Below are 15440 nucleotides of genomic sequence, written 5' to 3' on the forward strand. Positions count from 1 at the left end.
CCGCGCAACTCCGGGCCTGTGCGCCGCACCTGCAACGGCCGGCCGGGCACGATTGTCGAGAACTGTCAGCAGGGCATTGACTTGCGGTTGCAAGCACCGACATTCGTCCTATATCAGGGGACCTCTTTCAAGCAGCCGTTTTCATCCATGCCTTCCATCCTGTCCATTTCCGGGGTCTCCAAGACCTACGCAACCGGTTTCACCGCGCTCAAGGAAGTCAATCTCGACATTCAGCGCGGCGAGATCTTCGCGCTGCTTGGACCCAATGGCGCCGGCAAGACGACGCTGATCTCGATCGTCTGCGGCATCGTCAACCGTTCGTCGGGCACGGTCACCGTCGACGGCCACGACATCAACAAGGATTATCGCGCCGCGCGCGGTCTGATCGGGCTGGTGCCGCAGGAACTGACCATCGACGCCTTCGAGAGCGTCTGGGCGACGGCCAATTACAGCCGTGGCCTGTTCGGCAAGCCGGCCAACCCCGGCTTTGTCGAGAAGGTGCTGCGCGACCTGTCGCTGTGGGACAAGAAGGACGCCAAGGCGATCACCTTGTCGGGCGGCATGAAGCGCCGGCTGATGATCGCCAAGGCGCTGTCGCATGAGCCGCGCATCCTATTCCTCGACGAGCCGACCGCCGGCGTCGACGTCGAGCTGCGCCAGGACATGTGGGCGATGGTGCGCCGGCTGCGCGAGGACGGCGTCACCATCATCCTCACCACGCACTATATCGAGGAAGCCGAGGCGATGGCCGACCGCGTCGGCGTCATCAATCGCGGCGAGATCATCCTGGTCGAGAACAAGGCCGAACTGATGCGCAAGCTCGGCCGCAAGCGGCTGGTGCTGGAACTGCGCAATCCGCTGACGGCCATTCCCGAGGCGTTCTCGCGCTATGCGCTGGAATTGTCGCCGGATGGCGGGCAGCTGACCTACACCTATGACAACCAGGCCGAGCGGCCCGGCGTCGCCTCGTTGATGCGCGACCTCGAGGCCGGCGGCATCCAGTTCCGCGATATCGACACGCAAAACTCTTCGCTCGAGGAGATCTTCGTCAATCTGGTGAGGAGGGAGCCATGAACCTTCGCGCAGTATGGGCGATCTACCGGATGGAAATGGCGCGTGCTTTCCGCACCGTGCTGCAGAGCATCGTCTCGCCGGTCATCTCGACATCGCTGTATTTCGTCGTCTTCGGCTCGGCCATCGGCTCGCGCATCACCGAGATCGACGGCATCAGCTACGGCGCCTTCATCGTGCCGGGTCTGATCATGCTGTCGCTGTTGACGCAGTCGATCTCCAACGCCTCCTTTGCCATCTATTTCCCGAAATTCGTCGGCTCGATCTACGAGCTTCTGTCGGCGCCGGTCTCCTATCTGGAGATCGTCATCGCCTATGTCGGCGGCGCCGCGACCAAGTCGATCATCCTCGGCCTGATCATCCTGGCCACCGCCTCGCTGTTCGTACCGCTCACCATCCTGCATCCGTTCTGGATGCTCGCTTTCCTGGTGCTGACGGCGGTGACCTTCAGCCTGTTCGGCTTCATCATCGGCATCTGGGCGAAGAGTTTCGAGCAGCTGCAGCTGGTGCCGCTGTTGATCATCACGCCGCTGACCTTCCTCGGCGGCAGCTTCTATTCGATCAACATGCTGCCCGAGATCTGGCGCACGGTGACGCTGTTCAACCCGGTCGTCTATTTGATCAGCGGCTTCCGCTGGAGCTTCTACGGCAAGTCCGACGTTTCGGTCGGCGTCAGCCTCGGCATGACGGTCGTCTTCCTGCTGGTCTGCATAAGCATCGTCGCCTGGATATTCAGGACCGGTTATCGGCTGAGGAATTGAGCGGCGAGAGTACAGGTCTGTTGAGATTCAGGTCAGGCCGAGACGAAAATGGTGGATTCCGAGAACCGGAGCGGAGCGTACTTTTCGTACGTGAGCACCGGAAGCGCAGGAAGCCGCCATTTGCAGGCCGGCATCACCTGAATATCAGCAGACCTAGATCGCCTTGACCAGCCGCAGCAGCCCCAGCATCTCGACATACGTTCCCTTGCGGAAGGCGATATAGACCGGCTCTTCGACGCCGTGGAAGCGGCGCTTGAAGGCCGCCTGGCCCTGCAGGTTGAACCTGCGGCGGTTGACCCAGGGCGAAGAATAGGCGCGCTGGAAGGCATTGCGCCAGAAATCGCTTTCGGCAAATCCGCTCGGACCCACATCGACGAGCGGCGACAGGCCGAGCGTGACCACCGAGATGCCCTCTTCGCGAAAACGGTCGACGGCGAATTTGGTCAGGCCGACCTCGGCATGCGGTGAAGCGTCGAGATGCTTGCGCTTGAAGGCGGTGGTGTAGCCGATGACCTTGCCGTCGGCAAACAACGGGTCGAAGTCGAGCAAAGCGACCAGTTCGCCATCGGGACCGTGCAGGACGAAACGGCGCATGTCGGTGCCGAGATGGTCGGCGAAATGGCGGTTGAGAAAGCCCATCTCCCAGCGCTTGACGATGCGGTCGCCGCGCCAGTTTTCCGAAAGCCGGGCGATCTCGTCGAGGTAGATGGTGCGCTTGTCCTCTTCGAACGAAAAGCCTTTCTTCAGCAGCCAGCGCTCGGAGTAGCGCACGGTCTCGTTGCGCTTCCCGGAAAAATCATGCTCGGGCAGGGCGAGGCGGGTGTCGATGCCGAGGCGATTGACCTTGTAGCCAAGGCCGGCCAGCACGCGTGCGGTGTCCTCGCCCACCTGCACGAACCATGGGCTGCCGGCGGTCTCGACGAAGCGCTTGATGTAATCGGCCCGACGCGCCGGAGCCGCCACCGGGTCGCCGAGCGCGAAATGGTGCTTCATCTTGGTACCGAAGGCGATGTAGCCGTCGGCGTCGCCGAAATAGGAAAGCTTGCCTTGCACGGCGGTGGAATAGGCGAGCGAGAAGTCGCCATAGCGGCGCACCAGTGCCAGGCGTTCGACATGGGTCAGCGCCTGCCGCTCGACCTCGGGCGCGGCAGCCTCAAGGATCTTGTCGAAATAAAACCGCAAGGAGGGCATGGTCGAGATTCCGCGTGCCGCCTACAGCGCCGGCCGTCCAGGACGCGCCAAGGTGCTGTAACACTTTGATTCTGCGCATGACTCGAAAATCGGACTCGATTTCGGACATGCGCGTGGGGGATAACCGAGACCCGCCAGCCACCAAGGCCTCGAATCAATCACATTGCCGCGACCTGATTACCGTTGATATCGCGCATATGCCATATAGAGCGCAACCGCGGCCCGGCGTGTGGCTCTAAATCGCATCGCTCGAAATTCGGCCGCGGTTTGCTGCAGGGATCCTGCGCGCGATCAAACGGTTACAGCGTCCTGCGAGCCTTGCGGCGGGACGTCCAATGGGATTCGAGTGAATGACGGATACGACAATCAGATCGGTTGCGGATCTGCCGGCCATGGTCGAGCCGGCAATCGTCGTCGGCGCCGGTGCTGCCGGGCTGGCCGCCGCGCATGCCTTGATGAACGCCGGCGTGCCGACGGCGATCCTGGAAAAGGAAAGCCGGCTGGCCGAGCCCTGGCACCGGCGCCACCAGCAATTGCATCTCAACACCCATCGCGATCTTTCTTCGCTGCCTGGTCTCGCCTTTCCCCCTGGCACGCCCGCCTTTCCGCAAAGGATGGTCGTCATCCGCCACATGAACGATTTCCAGAAGGAGAACCGGCTGCCGGTGCAATTTGGCGTCGCGGTCGAAGAGATCACCTTCAAGGGCGATCACTGGGCATTGCGCACCAGCACCGGACTGCGCTTCGCCCGCAATGTCGTCATCGCCACCGGCCGCGACAGCCAGCCATTCACCCCCGAATGGAAAGGCATGAAGGATTTCGTCGGGCGCATCATCCATTCGGCGGATTTCGGTGACGCGCAAGCCTATGCGGGCCAAAGAGTGCTGGTCGTCGGCGCCGGCAATTCGGGCTTCGATGCGCTCAATCATCTGGCCGGCATAGACACGGCCGCTATCTGGCTGTCGGCCCGCAGCGGCCCCGCTTTGCTGCCCAAGCGGATTGCCAAGATCGCCGTGCACCGGCTTTCGCCGTTCATGGCGCGCCTGCCGTTGCGGCTCGCCGATGCGGTGATGACGGCAACGCAGCGCCTGGTTTTCGGCGACCTGACCAAATTCGGCCTGCCGCCCGCGCCTGCGGGCGGCGCCAGCCGCCTGACCTCGGACTATACCGCGATCGCCGCCGATGACGGCGCCGTCGGCGCCATCAAGGCCGGCAAGATCACCGTCGTGCCGGGCATACGGGAATTCACCCGCGATGGCGTGATCCTGGCCAATGGCAGCCTGATCTATCCCGACATCGTCATTGCCGCGACAGGCTACCGCACCGGGCTGGAGCCCATGGTCGGCAAGCTCGGCGTGCTCGACGCCAAGGGCGTTCCGCTCTTCAACGGTGGCCAAGCCGATCCAAAATTGCCCGGTCTGTGGTTCACCGGCATGCGGCCAAGCATTCGCGGCTGCTTCGCCAATGCCGGCATCCTGGCCAAGGCGATCGCCAAACGAATTGCAAGGTCGGCCCCGCACCAATCCAGCGCATCACGCTGATTTCGGTTCCAGCCGCCGGAAACCGACGGCTTCCATCAGCATGTCTTCTTCCACCATGCCGGCATTGTGCAGGGCGAGCAGGTTAAGCGCGATTTCCCGCGCGTCGGCGGAATCGGGATGTGCCTCGCGCCGCCGGCAGGCCTCGTCGAACACGCGCTGCAGCTTGGCGATATCGGCTGGCTTGAGCAAGCCACGGTCATAGACAGACTTCGACATGGCGATCTCCTGATAAAGACCTAGAGCGCCACGTTTAAATTGCCAATCTTTCCCGAGGCTTGACCGACTTCCCCCGTCGCCTCGTCATCCTGGGGCGGAGCAAGGAGCGAAGCGACGCGGCGCAGACCTCTGGAGCTGCTCCGCAGCCCAAGGGATACATGCCGCGGCTTCAAGGCGCAGCAGCGGCGCAAATTCTGCTCCGCTGCTGCCCATGCGAGTGGGCAATCAGACCGCGATCTTGCCGCCGCCTTGTCTGGTGATGGCGACCACCGACGGCCGCACCGGCATGTCGGGCTTGAAGTCGGGCCAGCGCGTCGACAGGTCCTCATAGTAAGAGGGGCGCCCGAACGCTTCCCAGTCCTCTCCGCCGTCGCCCGGATGCTGGACGGCGACGAAGGCGGTCTGGTCGTCGGGCGCAAACAGCGGACCGCACATCTCGGCGCCGATCGGCACGCGGAAGAACAGTTTCGAGGTCGCCCGCGCCGCCCCCTCGGTGTCCACTGCCCACAGGCCATCGGTGCGGCCGGTGGCTTTCGGCCCCTGTCCGTCGGTCGCGACCCAGAGACGCCCGGCCGAATCGACCGCGCAATTGTCGGGCATGCCGAACCAGCCATTGGCCGTCGTTGCTGTCGAGAAGGTGGCGCCGACATCGGCGACCGCCGGATCGCCGCATTTCAGCAGCACTTCCCACTTGCCCTTGGCGGCGGTGAAATCGCCGCCGTCCTCGGCGATTTCGATGATGTGGCCGAAGGCGTTTTCGGCGCGCGGGTTGGCAGCGTCGACCTGGTCGGCCTTGCGCTTCGAATTGTTGGTCAGCATGACATAGACCTTGCCGTTGACGCCATTGGGCTGGACGTCTTCCGGGCGGTCCATCTTGGTGGCGCCGAGCAGGTCGGCGGCGCGGCGCGTCTCGATCAGCACGTCGGCCTGGCTGGCAAAACCGTTTTCAGCCGTCAGCGGCCCCTGGCCGAAGACGATCGGCAGCCATTCGACCGTGCCGTCTTCGGCGAACTTGGCGACATGCAGCGTGCCATCGTCGAGCAGGTCCTTGTTGGCGGCACGATCGTTCGGATTGAACGCGGCCCTGGTCACGAACTTGTAGACATAGTCGAAGCGCTCGTCGTCACCGAGATAGAAGACGACGCGGCCGTCCTTGGCGACGATCGATTCGGCGCCCTCATGCTTGAAGCGGCCCATGGCGGTGCGCTTCCTCGGCGTCGAGGTCGGGTCGTTGACATCGACCTCGACGATCCAGCCGAAGCGGTTGGCTTCGTTGGGTTCCTTGGCGAGGTCGAAACGCTCGTAATGCGCCGCCCATTCATAGGCGCCTTCGGGAATGCCGAGACGCTTGTAGTTCGCGGCTTCCTTGTGGCCTTCCGGCAGCTCGCCGGAAAAATAGCCATGGATGTTCTCCTCGGCCATCACATAGGTGCCCCAGGGCGTGACGCCGCCGGCGCAATTGTTGAACGTGCCGAACACCTTGGTGCCGGACGGATCGGCATTGGTCTTGACGCGGTCATGGCCGGCAACCGGGCCGGACAGCGCCATTTCGGTGTTGGAGGTGATGCGGCGGTTGAGCTTGCCGTCGCGCACCACCTGCCATTTGCCACCGTCCTTGCGGATCTCGACGATGGTGCCGCCATGGGCGGCCATCTCGACATCGACCTGCTCCTTCGAGAGGGGTGCGATTTCTGCCGACTTCTTGCCGTCCTTTTCGACGATCTTCACGATGCCCGGGAACATCAGATGCGGATTGGTGTATTCGTGGTTGACCACCAGCAGGCCATGTTCGGCCGAGCCGTCGATCGGGATGTAGCCGACATAGTCATTGTTGTAGCCGAACTGTTTCGCCTGGGCCTCGGCCGACTGTTTCATGGGGTCGAAGTCGGGCGAATCGGCAAACAACGGATCGCCCCAGCGCAGCAGGACATCGGCATCGTAACCCGACGCGACATGGTGCTTGTCGTCGATGCCGGCCTCGAGTTCGTCGAACGCGAAGGCAGAGCCTTCCGCTGCCCTGGCCTCGTCGGCGCTGATCAGCGCCAGCGGGCTGACGGTGGCGGCGATGGCCGAGACGGCCAGCGAGCCCTTGAGGAAGCCGCGGCGCGAGAACCGCGCGGCGATGATCTCGCCCATGGTGCGGTTGTCGGAGGCGTTGATGGCCGGACCGTCGTTTTCCTCAAGCAGGCTGGTGCGGAATCGGGTGTCGGGGGAGCGAAGGTCAGTCATCGTGGCTTGCCTCTGGCTGTCGGGTTGGCTGGAGCGTGGGGTACCTGTTTGACCCCCCTTATAATCGCCGGGTCACATTTTCGTGACATCGGGAGGCCTTTCAGAGGCGACAGGCACTACGCGCAGCGCTGGCTCAGCATTCCCGAAGGCCGTGAACTGCTCCGGAATCGTCTTTTCGAGATGAAGGAGACCTTCGGCGGCATGTTTCGCCGCGCATCCATGGCGTCAGTCGTTGCAAACGGATCAACGGACAAAGCCGGCTCGACAAGTCACCTCCGCCGCCCCCGGCGGAGGTGACTTGATGTTCGGCGTCTGCCGTCGTCAGGCGTCGGGAAAGCGAGTCTCCCGTTTAGCGATGGCGGCGCCGTTCATGCAAAGCTAATGTAGCATAGGCTTGGGACTTTAGTCCAATCTTGCGCTTGCAAAGGTCCTAGTTGACAACCGCAACGGTCGGAGGTCGCTTCCGGGCGCCGCGTCTTTCGGCAATGTTGTTGCACTGCAACGTTGGGGTGGGGCGCGCCGGGCTCAGTCGTCGGAGATCAAAATGCACAGATCGGTCACGACCCGTTGTTGCCGGCTGGCGCTCAAATCGGCAGCGGCGCTGGCGTTGACGATTGCTCCCTACCAAATTGTCCTGGACGGCTCCGTTTCCGGCATCCAGACCGCCAGCGCATACGCCGGCAAAGGTGGCGGCGGCAACGGCGGCAATTCCGGCGGAGGCAATAGCGGGAACAGCGGCAATAGCGGCAACGGCAATGGGAATGGCAACAGCGGCAAATCAGGATCCAATCAGGGTAAGAGCGGGAGCCATGTCAATGCAAAGACCGGTGACAAGGTCGACGTGACCGGCAACAAGATCACGGTCCGGCACCCCGACGGCATAACGGAAAAGCTCGAGAACGGTCGTTTCAGCATGAAGGACGCGCTCGGTCGCACGATCATCGACCGCCAGGCTACCCCGGCCGATGCCAATCGTCTCAAGGCCTTGTGAAGCTGGCCAACAGGCAACGGTCAGCTTTGCACGTCACCTCCGCCGCCCCCCGGCGGAGGTGACCTCGTTTTTGGCCAGCGTCCCGGTTTTCGGCACCGCAATGGCTGCAGTCCCGAGGCGCGACGTGCTTTTGCGCAATCCGGGACGGGAAACCGCTGCGCATTTCTCCGTACCTGGCCTGGAGCAATTCTAGGAAAAGTGTGAAGCGGTTTTCCGTCTAGAATCGCGTCAAAACAAAGAATTAGAGCAGCTCGCCGTTTCCGTGAAACGGTGAAATGCTCTAAGAAGGCCTGTCGCGGTCGCGCAACTCACGCATCATCAAGGCCGCTTCGGTGCGGTTTCGCACATTGAGCTTCGACAGCACCCCGGTCATGTGATGCTTGACGGTCTTCTCCTGCAGCTCAAGCCGCAAGGCGACTTCCTTGTTGCTCAGCCCCTCCGCCACCAGCCGCAGGATTTCCGTCTGCCGATCGGTGAGCTGCCGCAGCCGTTCCGCAATGCCGTCGGTCGGCTGCTGGGACTGGAGATCCGAAAGCAGCCGGGCCGACAGCGTCGGCGACAGATAGCTTTCGCCGGCTGCAACATTGCGCAGGATGTCGGCGAGCCCGCGCGACCCGACGCCTTTGAGGACATAGCCATTCACCCCTGCGTTCAGCGCCTTTGTCACATCGGCATTGGCCTCCGAAACGGTCAGCATGACGATCTTCTGGGCGGGATGGCTGGCGAGGATGCTTGCGACCGCGGTCAGCCCGCCGCCAGGCATGGAGATATCGAGCAGCAAGATGTCGGGCCGCACCGTCGTGGCGAGGCGTTCGGCATCCTGCGCCGTGGCGCCCTCGCCAACCATCTCGAAGCCCCCGATCTCCGACAGGCTGCGCGTCACACCTTCGCGAAAGAGGGGATGATCGTCGACAATGGCGATGCGGATGGTACCAGTCATGCTTGCTCCTCGACCGACAGACGGATTACCAAACGCGTACCTTGCGGCCCGGTCAAGGTTTCGAACTGTCCGCCAATGCTTTCGACCCGCTCCCTGAGGCCGGCGAGCCCGAGGCCCTCGACCCGTGCCGCCGGATCGAAACCCGGCCCGCCGTCCGACACTTCGACAAAAAGCCTGCCACCTTTCATCCCGGCACTCACCGCCTGATCCTTGCCTAGCCCGTGGCGATAGGCGTTGTTCAGCCCTTCCTGAACGAAACGATAGATGCTGATCTTCTCGGAAGCGCCGGGTTCCGGCAACTGTCCGGCCAGCGTCAGCGTCACCGACGTTCCCGTCCTCTGCTCGTGTTCCTTGACGGCCAGCCGCAGAATGTCGTTTGCGGCAGCCGTCTCGATCTGCGGAAGGACAAGGCCGGTGCAGATGCCGCGTATTTCGCGCATCGCATCCTCCAGTGTCTTGCGGATCATCGCGACCTCGGTCGAACGGCTTACGCCCGAATGGCCATCGCTGGAAAATATCGGACTATCCATGCGCAGCGCCGCCAGGGCCACGAGTTGGGCCGGGCCGTCATGGAGGTCGGCGCCGATGCGGCGCAGATATCTTTCGTTGAGCGCGGTGGCGCGGCGAGAGGCCCGTTGCACGCGCAGTCGCAAGGCACTGTTTTGCGCCACCAGACCCTGCAGCTCCGACACCTGGCGGCGCAGCGCCCCACGCTGGTCGTCGATGGTGCGGCTGCCGCGCAGGACGATGCCCGACAGGAGCAGGAATGCCGCCAGGGTCGCGCCGGCCACGATCAGCCAGCTCGACCACAGAGCGGACGCCAGGGTGGCCTGGAAATCGTCGGCGATCTCATAGAACTCGGTGACCGCCACCACCTCGCCCGACCAGGGCTCGCGCACGGGATTGTAGATCTCCAGCAAGGGCAAGCGGGTAGCCTTCTCCTCGCGTTCATCATCATCGAATGTATTGAATTCAGCGACGACGTTGCCTTCGAAGGCGGAACGCAGATTGTCGCTCGGACCGAAGCGGCGGCCGATCAGGGCCGTCTCCTTGGCGTAGAGAACCGTCCCGTCGCGGCGCCAGAGTACGAACGATTCGAGGCGCTTACCAAGCGCGCCCTGGCCAAGCGTCTCGTCCAGCGCCTGCTTGACGGACTCGCTGAGCTCCTGCTCCTTGCGCAAGTCGGGAAGCAGCGGCGCAATCACGCTGTCGACATAAAGGGCCGTCGTGGCGGCCGAATTGCGGATGACGCCGTCCCGGATCTGCGCCGTCACCCAGGTGCCGACCACCAACATGACAGCCAGCAGGCCAAAGCCGCCGGCAATGACGAATTGCAGGGCAAGGGAAAGCTCGCTCCAGCGCCGCACCAGGTTTTGAAAACTGCGAATCATGAGCCCCTGACCGCCCTTCGAACCGACAGATTGGGCGATGGTAGTACTTTGAGCTTCCGGCTTGCCATTGCCAAGAGCTTCGTTTGGTCGAGGTCGCTTGACGTCCCGGCGCGCTTGGGAAACAACGTCCGCGACACACGCGGCGGGAGCCGCTTCGAGAGGGGACGGAGCGTTGAGTTTTTCAGGATTGCTGCAGCTCGGCTTTTCGACGGTCATTTTCCTGCTGGCGGCGACAGCCGCCAAGCAATGGGGCCTGGCGCCGAGCCTTGGCAAGATCGCGCTGACGCTGGCACTCTATTCGCTGGGCAATCTGATCATGCTGCGGCTGATCCGCGAATTCGGCATGTCGGTGTCGTTCAGCCTTTCCGCCGTCATCCAGCTGGTCTCGGTGAACGTCGTGGCACTGGTCTTCTTCGGCGAGCGCGTCAATGCGCTGCAGGCGACCGGGATCATGCTGGCGATCGCAGCGGTGGCGCTGATCACGCTCGGACCCTATCTGCAAGGCCGGCTGTAACGGGCGAATTGCCGATGAAGAACGCCGCGAACGCTTTGCTCAACCGGGTTGAATTCCCGGTGCTGCTGGCCGGCCTGGTCATCGCCGCCGGCCTGTGGGGATTCGAGGAGCTGATGGAGATGGCGCGCGCCACCACGCCGCACGCCTTCGATACCGAAATCCTGCTCGCCTTCCGCCAGGCGGGCCGCCCCGACAGCCCGGTCGGCCCGCTGTGGCTGCAAGGGGCGATGCGCGACATCACCAGCCTCGGCAGCGGCAGCGTGCTGGTGCTGATCGTGACGGCGGTCATCGTGTATCTCCTGCTTATCCGCAGGCCGGCGACCGCCCTTTTCATCTTCGTGGCGGTGGCCGGGGGGCAGGTATTGTCGAGCCTGCTGAAAGCCGGCATCGACCGGCCGCGCCCCGAACTCGTCTCGCATCTCGTCAACGAAACGACGCTGTCTTTTCCGAGCGGCCACGCCATGCTGTCGGCGGTGACCTATCTGACGCTCGGCGCGCTGGCGGCACGCTTCCTGCCCGGTCGAATGACGAAGATCTATGTGCTGTCGCTGGCGGTTCTGACGACGCTGCTGGTTGGCATCAGCCGCATCTATCTTGGCGTCCACTGGCCATCGGACGTGCTTGCCGGCTGGTGCGCGGGCTTCGTCTGGGCGATGCTTTGCTGGCTCGCTGCCCGGGCGTGGCAGCGATGGCGTGGGCAGCACCCGGACGGCGAGACTGGAGACTAGGCCGTAGACTCATAAGCGCGCAGCCACAGGCGCATTGAAGCGAGCTGGACCATAGCGAGGAAGTTGGCGGCGAGCTTGTCGTAGCGGGTGGCGATGCGGCGGAAGTGCTTCAGCTTGGAGAAGAAGCGCTCGATCAGATTGCGCTCGCGGTAGAGCCGTTTGCTGAAGCACGGCTTCCAGCGCCGATTGCTTTTAGGCGGGATGTTGGGCGTTGCACCCTGCTCCTCGATCAAGGAGCGGATGCGATCCGCATCGTAGGCCTTGTCGGCCAGCACGATGGTGCGCGGGCTGAGGTGGTTGAGCAGTTGATCTGCGATCTGACTGTCATGCGCCTGTCCGGCGGTCAGGCCGAGCCGGATGGGGAGCCCTTGCGCATCGACAACGACGTGGATTTTCGTCGTGAGCCCGCCGCGCGATCGACCGAGACAGTGATCTGGCCCCCCTTTTTTGCCGTCGCGGCCTGCTGGTGGGCGCGAACAGAGGTGCTGTCGATCATCTGGATGTCACCGTCGTGCGCGGCGGTGATGGCATTCATCAGCCGGTCCCACACGCCCGCCTTCCGCCATCGCACGAAGCGGTTGTAGCAGGTGGTTCGTGGGCCGTACCGCTCGGGCAGGTCGCGCCACGGCGCACCGGAGCGCAGAACCCAGAAGATGCCATTCATTACACGTCGGTCGTCTACACGCGGCACGCCTCGCACCTTGTTGGGCAGATGCGGCTGGATCACGCCCCATTCGAAGTCGGTCAGGTCATATCGGCTCATGCCGAGCCTGAATCAGATTTAGCAGCAATAAGAAAGCCGCCAGTCGAAAAGACTCCTAGCGAACGCAGTGGTTCACATTGTAAACGCTGTGAATGCCCGGTTCGATCTATGGATTCGTCAAGGAGAAACTGATTTCCCATGGCGTCGATAAGACGCCCGACGGGCTTATTACGATCACGAATCAGTTGGTTTTTCTGGACTTCGTTCGGCTTGAGCGAGCGGTAAGGATTGCTGATTTCAATGCAGTGCAGTCTGCGGTCAAGACAATTGACGAGCGTGTCGCGTCATTGGGAAAGCGGCACCTGATTGTTTTTGCGTACATGTATCTACGCTTTTCTGACGGAACTCCGAAAATGACCCATGCAGATGTTGAGACGGAAGACGGCGGCATATCGAGGTTAGTAGAATATAGACGCGCAGTCACACCAGAGGAGCGGCTTATCGCGGATTGGGGTCGGCTATGGGATGAACGGTTCGGAAAGAGCCTCCTCGGTCTGGTTTACGCTTCAAAACCGTGACCCAACCGGCCACTTTTGAAAGGACCACTTTTCTATCCTCATAATTCCGCGTTTATGAGTTTACGTCCTAGATCAGCCGGTTGATCAGCCCGTGCCCGCAGCCGGCCGACAGCAAGGCCGCCCACGTCATGAAGGTCTTGAGGATGCTCAACCGCGTTACCCCCTGCCCAGATGGACACCCTAGCGCGCAATCCCGGGAAGTATCTGAAAATGATCGGTCACGCCCGCCCCATTACGTCTCAGAGGTTCATACTAATGCTTGAAACATCACTATGATGGTATTACACCTTACTCCTGCAGACTCAGACGGGGATTGTGGCCGATGATCACTGCCGCGCAGATGCGCGCCGCAAGGGCGCTGGCCGGCATCGATCAGAAGACGCTCGCCGAGCGCGCCGGCGTTTCGCTTCCGACCATCCAGCGCATGGAGGCGAGCGATGGCGTGGTCAGGGGCGTGGTCGACACGCTGATGAAGGTCATCCAGGCTCTCGACGAGGCCGGGGTGGAGCTGATCGGCGAGAACCAGACCAGCGAGCGCGGCGGCCGGGGCGTGCGCCTCAAGCCTGCCGTGCCGCGGGGTCCCAAGGCTGAGCCGGCATAAAGTCGCGACGGCGACCGCCGACAGCCCTGCCGACGATCCCGCCGCCTTTCAGGGTGCGAAAGGCAGTCCATGGATCAGACGCAGCGGGCAGTGCATCAACCGGTCCATAAGTCGGCCCACCGGTTTGGCCACGGGTCGGCCCACGGGTCGGCAAAGCCGACATTTTCCGAATTGTTCACGCCCAAGCTGGTGACGGTCTGGCGCGAGGGCTACACCTTCGCCGACTTCAAGGCGGACGCCATTGCCGGGCTGACGGTCGCCATCGTCGCGCTGCCCTTGTCGATGGCGATCGCGATCGCATCGGGCGTCGCTCCCGAGCGCGGCCTCTACACCTCGATCGTCGGCGGCTTCATCATTTCGGCGCTCGGCGGCAGCCGCTTCCAGATCGGCGGTCCGGCCGGCGCCTTCATCGTCCTGGTGGCAGCGACGGTTGCCCGTGTCGGCATCGATGGGCTGCTTTTGGCAACGATGATGGCAGGGGTCTTCCTGCTCGCCATCGGCTATCTTCGTCTTGGGACATACATCAAGTTCATTCCCTATCCGGTGACGGTCGGCTTCACCGCCGGCATCGCCGTCATCATCTTTTCCGGGCAGATCGTCGAACTGTTCGGGCTGAGGCTTGCCGGCAAGGAGCCCGGACCGCTGGTGTCCAAGTTGATGGCGGTCGCCGAGGCGGCCGGCACCATCAACCCGGCGGCGACCTTGGTGGCGGTGTTGACCCTCGTCACCATCGCCGGCCTGAAGCGCTGGCGGCCGACATGGCCCGCAATGCTCATCGCCATCGGGCTGGCGTCTCTGGTCGTGGCGCTTCTTGCGCTGCCGGCGGAGACGATCGGCACCCGCTTTGGCGGTATCCCGCGCAGCCTGCAAATGCCCGCTCTGCCACCGGTCAGCCTGGACAGGATGATTGACGTGCTGCCGGATGCCATTGCCTTCGCCTTGCTGGGCGCCATCGAATCGCTGCTGTCGGCAGTGGTCGCCGACGGAATGACCGGCCGGCGGCATCGCTCCAACTGCGAACTGGTGGCGCAAGGCTTCGCCAACATCGCGTCCGCCCTGTTCGGCGGCATCTGTGCCACCGGCACCATCGCCCGCACGGCGACCAATGTGCGGGCCGGCGCCCACGGACCGGTTTCGGGCATCGTCCACGCCGCCATCCTGCTCGCTTTGATGCTGGTGGCGGCGCCGCTCGCCAGCTACATCCCGCTCGCCGCCCTTGCCGGCGTGCTGGCCGTCGTGTGCTGGAACATGTTCGAGAAACAGGCCTTCGCCACCTTGCTGCGCACGTCGCGCGGCGACGCGCTGGTGCTGATGGCGACCTTCCTGCTCGTCATCTTCCGCGACCTGACCGAAGGCATCGTCGTCGGCTTCGTGCTGGGGTCGATCCTGTTCATCGACCGCATGGCCAAGTCCATTGCCGTCGAGGCCGATCAGCCGCTGGTGCAGGAGGATGTCGCCGACAGCACCAACGCCTACGATGCCAGCGAGGCTACCGACGCCGACACCGTGGTCTACCGCATCTCCGGCGCTTTCTTCTTCGGCGCCGCGTCGACCGTCGGCACCGTGCTCGACCGCATCGCCGACCAGCGCAAAAACTTCATCCTCGATTGCTCGGCCGTACCGTTCTTCGATTCGACGGCGGCCAACGTCATCGAGGGCGCCGCCCACAAGGCGAAACGCGCCGGCGTCCGCTTCATCATATCAGGTGCCGCGCCGCAGATCCGGCGTATGCTGATCAACCACGGCGTCAAGCGCCCGCTGGTGACCTATGCCGCCTCGATCAAGGATGCGCGGGCGCAGCTGAAAGGGAAGCTGGAGGCAGAGTAGAAATCGGGATTTGCCGGTCGGCGGGCCACACAGGTGTCCGCCGGTTGAACGCAAACGTTTTGGCCCTGGGTTGACTCACGCACGGCGCGACGTGAACGGCCGCTTTGCGCCCTCGTTTCCGCCATTCAGACTATCGTTGCAGCTTCCCGAAAGCTGAC

At 63.2% G+C, this 15440-nt stretch carries 15 protein-coding genes; 9 read left to right on the forward strand and 6 right to left on the reverse strand.

Going from position 1 to position 15440, the window contains the following annotated elements; all coding sequences use genetic code 11:
* Positions 1 to 147 precede the first annotated feature (147 nt).
* Together NKJ00_RS03940 and NKJ00_RS03945 are read left to right on the forward strand one after the other, a co-directional pair.
* Positions 148 to 1074 carry an ABC transporter ATP-binding protein gene (locus NKJ00_RS03940; protein ID WP_352628832.1) on the forward strand — a complete coding sequence of 309 codons (927 nt, stop codon included), beginning with the start codon at positions 148 to 150 and terminating at the stop codon, positions 1072 to 1074.
* The gene (locus NKJ00_RS03945; RefSeq protein WP_128305642.1) at positions 1071 to 1832 is read left to right on the forward strand and encodes an ABC transporter permease; all 762 of its coding nucleotides are present in this window, start codon (positions 1071 to 1073) and stop codon (positions 1830 to 1832) included. The genes NKJ00_RS03940 and NKJ00_RS03945 overlap by 4 nt, the downstream gene beginning before the upstream one ends.
* Positions 1833 to 1985: 153 nt before the next feature.
* On the opposite strand, the gene NKJ00_RS03950 is transcribed toward NKJ00_RS03945, so the two are convergent.
* The gene (locus tag NKJ00_RS03950; protein ID WP_127296923.1) at positions 1986 to 3023 is read right to left on the reverse strand and encodes a phosphatidylglycerol lysyltransferase domain-containing protein; all 1038 of its coding nucleotides are present in this window, start codon (positions 3021 to 3023) and stop codon (positions 1986 to 1988) included.
* A 350-nt stretch (positions 3024 to 3373) separates the two neighbouring features.
* Here NKJ00_RS03950 and NKJ00_RS03955 point away from each other — a divergent pair, with 350 nt between their 5' ends.
* Positions 3374 to 4564: a flavin-containing monooxygenase gene (locus NKJ00_RS03955; RefSeq protein ID WP_352628834.1), complete on the forward strand. Its 1191-nt coding sequence runs from the start codon at positions 3374 to 3376 to the stop codon at positions 4562 to 4564.
* Here the strand turns inward: NKJ00_RS03955 and NKJ00_RS03960 are convergent.
* Together NKJ00_RS03960 and NKJ00_RS03965 are read right to left on the reverse strand one after the other, a co-directional pair.
* Positions 4556 to 4780, reverse strand: coding sequence for a hypothetical protein (locus NKJ00_RS03960; protein ID WP_013528677.1), 225 nt, complete (start codon positions 4778 to 4780; stop codon positions 4556 to 4558). The two genes, NKJ00_RS03955 and NKJ00_RS03960, sit on opposite strands and share 9 nt — an antisense overlap.
* Before the next feature lie 225 nt (positions 4781 to 5005).
* Complete coding sequence (locus tag NKJ00_RS03965; protein WP_352628836.1) at positions 5006 to 7009, reverse strand: PhoX family protein; 2004 nt, start codon at positions 7007 to 7009, stop codon at positions 5006 to 5008.
* Positions 7010 to 7553: 544 nt separating this feature from the next.
* On the opposite strand from NKJ00_RS03965, the gene NKJ00_RS03970 reads away from it, so the two are divergent.
* On the forward strand, positions 7554 to 8000 hold the full coding sequence (locus NKJ00_RS03970; protein ID WP_352628838.1) for a hypothetical protein: 447 nt from the start codon (positions 7554 to 7556) through the stop codon (positions 7998 to 8000).
* A gap of 280 nt (positions 8001 to 8280) precedes the next feature.
* Here the strand turns inward: NKJ00_RS03970 and NKJ00_RS03975 are convergent, their stop codons facing one another.
* Together NKJ00_RS03975 and NKJ00_RS03980 are read right to left on the reverse strand one after the other, a co-directional pair.
* Complete coding sequence (locus NKJ00_RS03975; protein WP_023813468.1) at positions 8281 to 8940, reverse strand: response regulator; 660 nt, start codon at positions 8938 to 8940, stop codon at positions 8281 to 8283.
* Positions 8937 to 10331: a sensor histidine kinase gene (locus NKJ00_RS03980; protein WP_023813469.1), complete on the reverse strand. Its 1395-nt coding sequence runs from the start codon at positions 10329 to 10331 to the stop codon at positions 8937 to 8939. Before NKJ00_RS03980 ends, NKJ00_RS03975 begins: the two co-directional genes overlap by 4 nt.
* A 172-nt stretch (positions 10332 to 10503) precedes the next feature.
* Between NKJ00_RS03980 and NKJ00_RS03985 the strand changes: the two genes are divergently transcribed.
* Both NKJ00_RS03985 and NKJ00_RS03990 read left to right on the forward strand, forming a co-directional pair.
* On the forward strand, positions 10504 to 10845 hold the full coding sequence (locus tag NKJ00_RS03985; RefSeq protein ID WP_013528672.1) for a hypothetical protein: 342 nt from the start codon (positions 10504 to 10506) through the stop codon (positions 10843 to 10845).
* Positions 10846 to 10859: 14 nt separating this feature from the next.
* On the forward strand, positions 10860 to 11573 hold the full coding sequence (locus tag NKJ00_RS03990; protein ID WP_352613142.1) for a phosphatase PAP2 family protein: 714 nt from the start codon (positions 10860 to 10862) through the stop codon (positions 11571 to 11573).
* Here the strand turns inward: NKJ00_RS03990 and NKJ00_RS03995 are convergent.
* Positions 11570 to 12336 (reverse strand): IS5 family transposase gene (locus NKJ00_RS03995; RefSeq protein ID WP_502895848.1). Its coding sequence is split into 2 segments (ribosomal slippage): positions 11570 to 12027 and positions 12027 to 12336, totalling 768 coding nucleotides; the frame shifts between segments, so codons are not numbered across the junction. The two genes, NKJ00_RS03990 and NKJ00_RS03995, sit on opposite strands and share 4 nt — an antisense overlap.
* Before the next feature lie 92 nt (positions 12337 to 12428).
* Here NKJ00_RS03995 and NKJ00_RS04000 point away from each other — a divergent pair.
* The 3 genes from NKJ00_RS04000 to NKJ00_RS04010 all read left to right on the forward strand — a co-directional run bounded on the left by NKJ00_RS04000 (position 12429) and on the right by NKJ00_RS04010 (position 15282).
* Complete coding sequence (locus NKJ00_RS04000; protein WP_352613140.1) at positions 12429 to 12854, forward strand: hypothetical protein; 426 nt, start codon at positions 12429 to 12431, stop codon at positions 12852 to 12854.
* Between the two features lie 322 nt (positions 12855 to 13176).
* Positions 13177 to 13455, forward strand: coding sequence for a helix-turn-helix domain-containing protein (locus tag NKJ00_RS04005; protein ID WP_023813472.1), 279 nt, complete (start codon positions 13177 to 13179; stop codon positions 13453 to 13455).
* Between the two features lie 69 nt (positions 13456 to 13524).
* Complete coding sequence (locus tag NKJ00_RS04010; RefSeq protein WP_352613138.1) at positions 13525 to 15282, forward strand: SulP family inorganic anion transporter; 1758 nt, start codon at positions 13525 to 13527, stop codon at positions 15280 to 15282.
* The last annotated feature ends 158 nt before the right edge of the window (positions 15283 to 15440 follow it).

This window comes from Mesorhizobium sp. M0227 (assembly GCF_040321855.1).
In the GTDB taxonomy this organism is placed as follows: Bacteria; Pseudomonadota; Alphaproteobacteria; order Rhizobiales; family Rhizobiaceae; genus Mesorhizobium.

Bases quoted from the DNA above. Each gene is read 5' to 3' on its own strand.
- NKJ00_RS03940 (WP_352628832.1), top strand. From the start codon at position 148: ATGCCTTCCATCCTGTCCATTTCCGGGGTCTCCAAGACCTACGCAACC.
- NKJ00_RS03945 (WP_128305642.1), top strand. From the start codon at position 1,071: ATGAACCTTCGCGCAGTATGGGCGATCTACCGGATGGAAATGGCGCGT.
- NKJ00_RS03950 (WP_127296923.1), bottom strand. From the start codon at position 3,023: ATGCCCTCCTTGCGGTTTTATTTCGACAAGATCCTTGAGGCTGCCGCG.
- NKJ00_RS03955 (WP_352628834.1), top strand. From the start codon at position 3,374: ATGACGGATACGACAATCAGATCGGTTGCGGATCTGCCGGCCATGGTC.
- NKJ00_RS03960 (WP_013528677.1), bottom strand. From the start codon at position 4,780: ATGTCGAAGTCTGTCTATGACCGTGGCTTGCTCAAGCCAGCCGATATC.
- NKJ00_RS03965 (WP_352628836.1), bottom strand. From the start codon at position 7,009: ATGACTGACCTTCGCTCCCCCGACACCCGATTCCGCACCAGCCTGCTT.
- NKJ00_RS03970 (WP_352628838.1), top strand. From the start codon at position 7,554: ATGCACAGATCGGTCACGACCCGTTGTTGCCGGCTGGCGCTCAAATCG.
- NKJ00_RS03975 (WP_023813468.1), bottom strand. From the start codon at position 8,940: ATGACTGGTACCATCCGCATCGCCATTGTCGACGATCATCCCCTCTTT.
- NKJ00_RS03980 (WP_023813469.1), bottom strand. From the start codon at position 10,331: ATGATTCGCAGTTTTCAAAACCTGGTGCGGCGCTGGAGCGAGCTTTCC.
- NKJ00_RS03990 (WP_352613142.1), top strand. From the start codon at position 10,860: ATGAAGAACGCCGCGAACGCTTTGCTCAACCGGGTTGAATTCCCGGTG.
- NKJ00_RS04000 (WP_352613140.1), top strand. From the start codon at position 12,429: ATGCCCGGTTCGATCTATGGATTCGTCAAGGAGAAACTGATTTCCCAT.
- NKJ00_RS04005 (WP_023813472.1), top strand. From the start codon at position 13,177: ATGATCACTGCCGCGCAGATGCGCGCCGCAAGGGCGCTGGCCGGCATC.
- NKJ00_RS04010 (WP_352613138.1), top strand. From the start codon at position 13,525: ATGGATCAGACGCAGCGGGCAGTGCATCAACCGGTCCATAAGTCGGCC.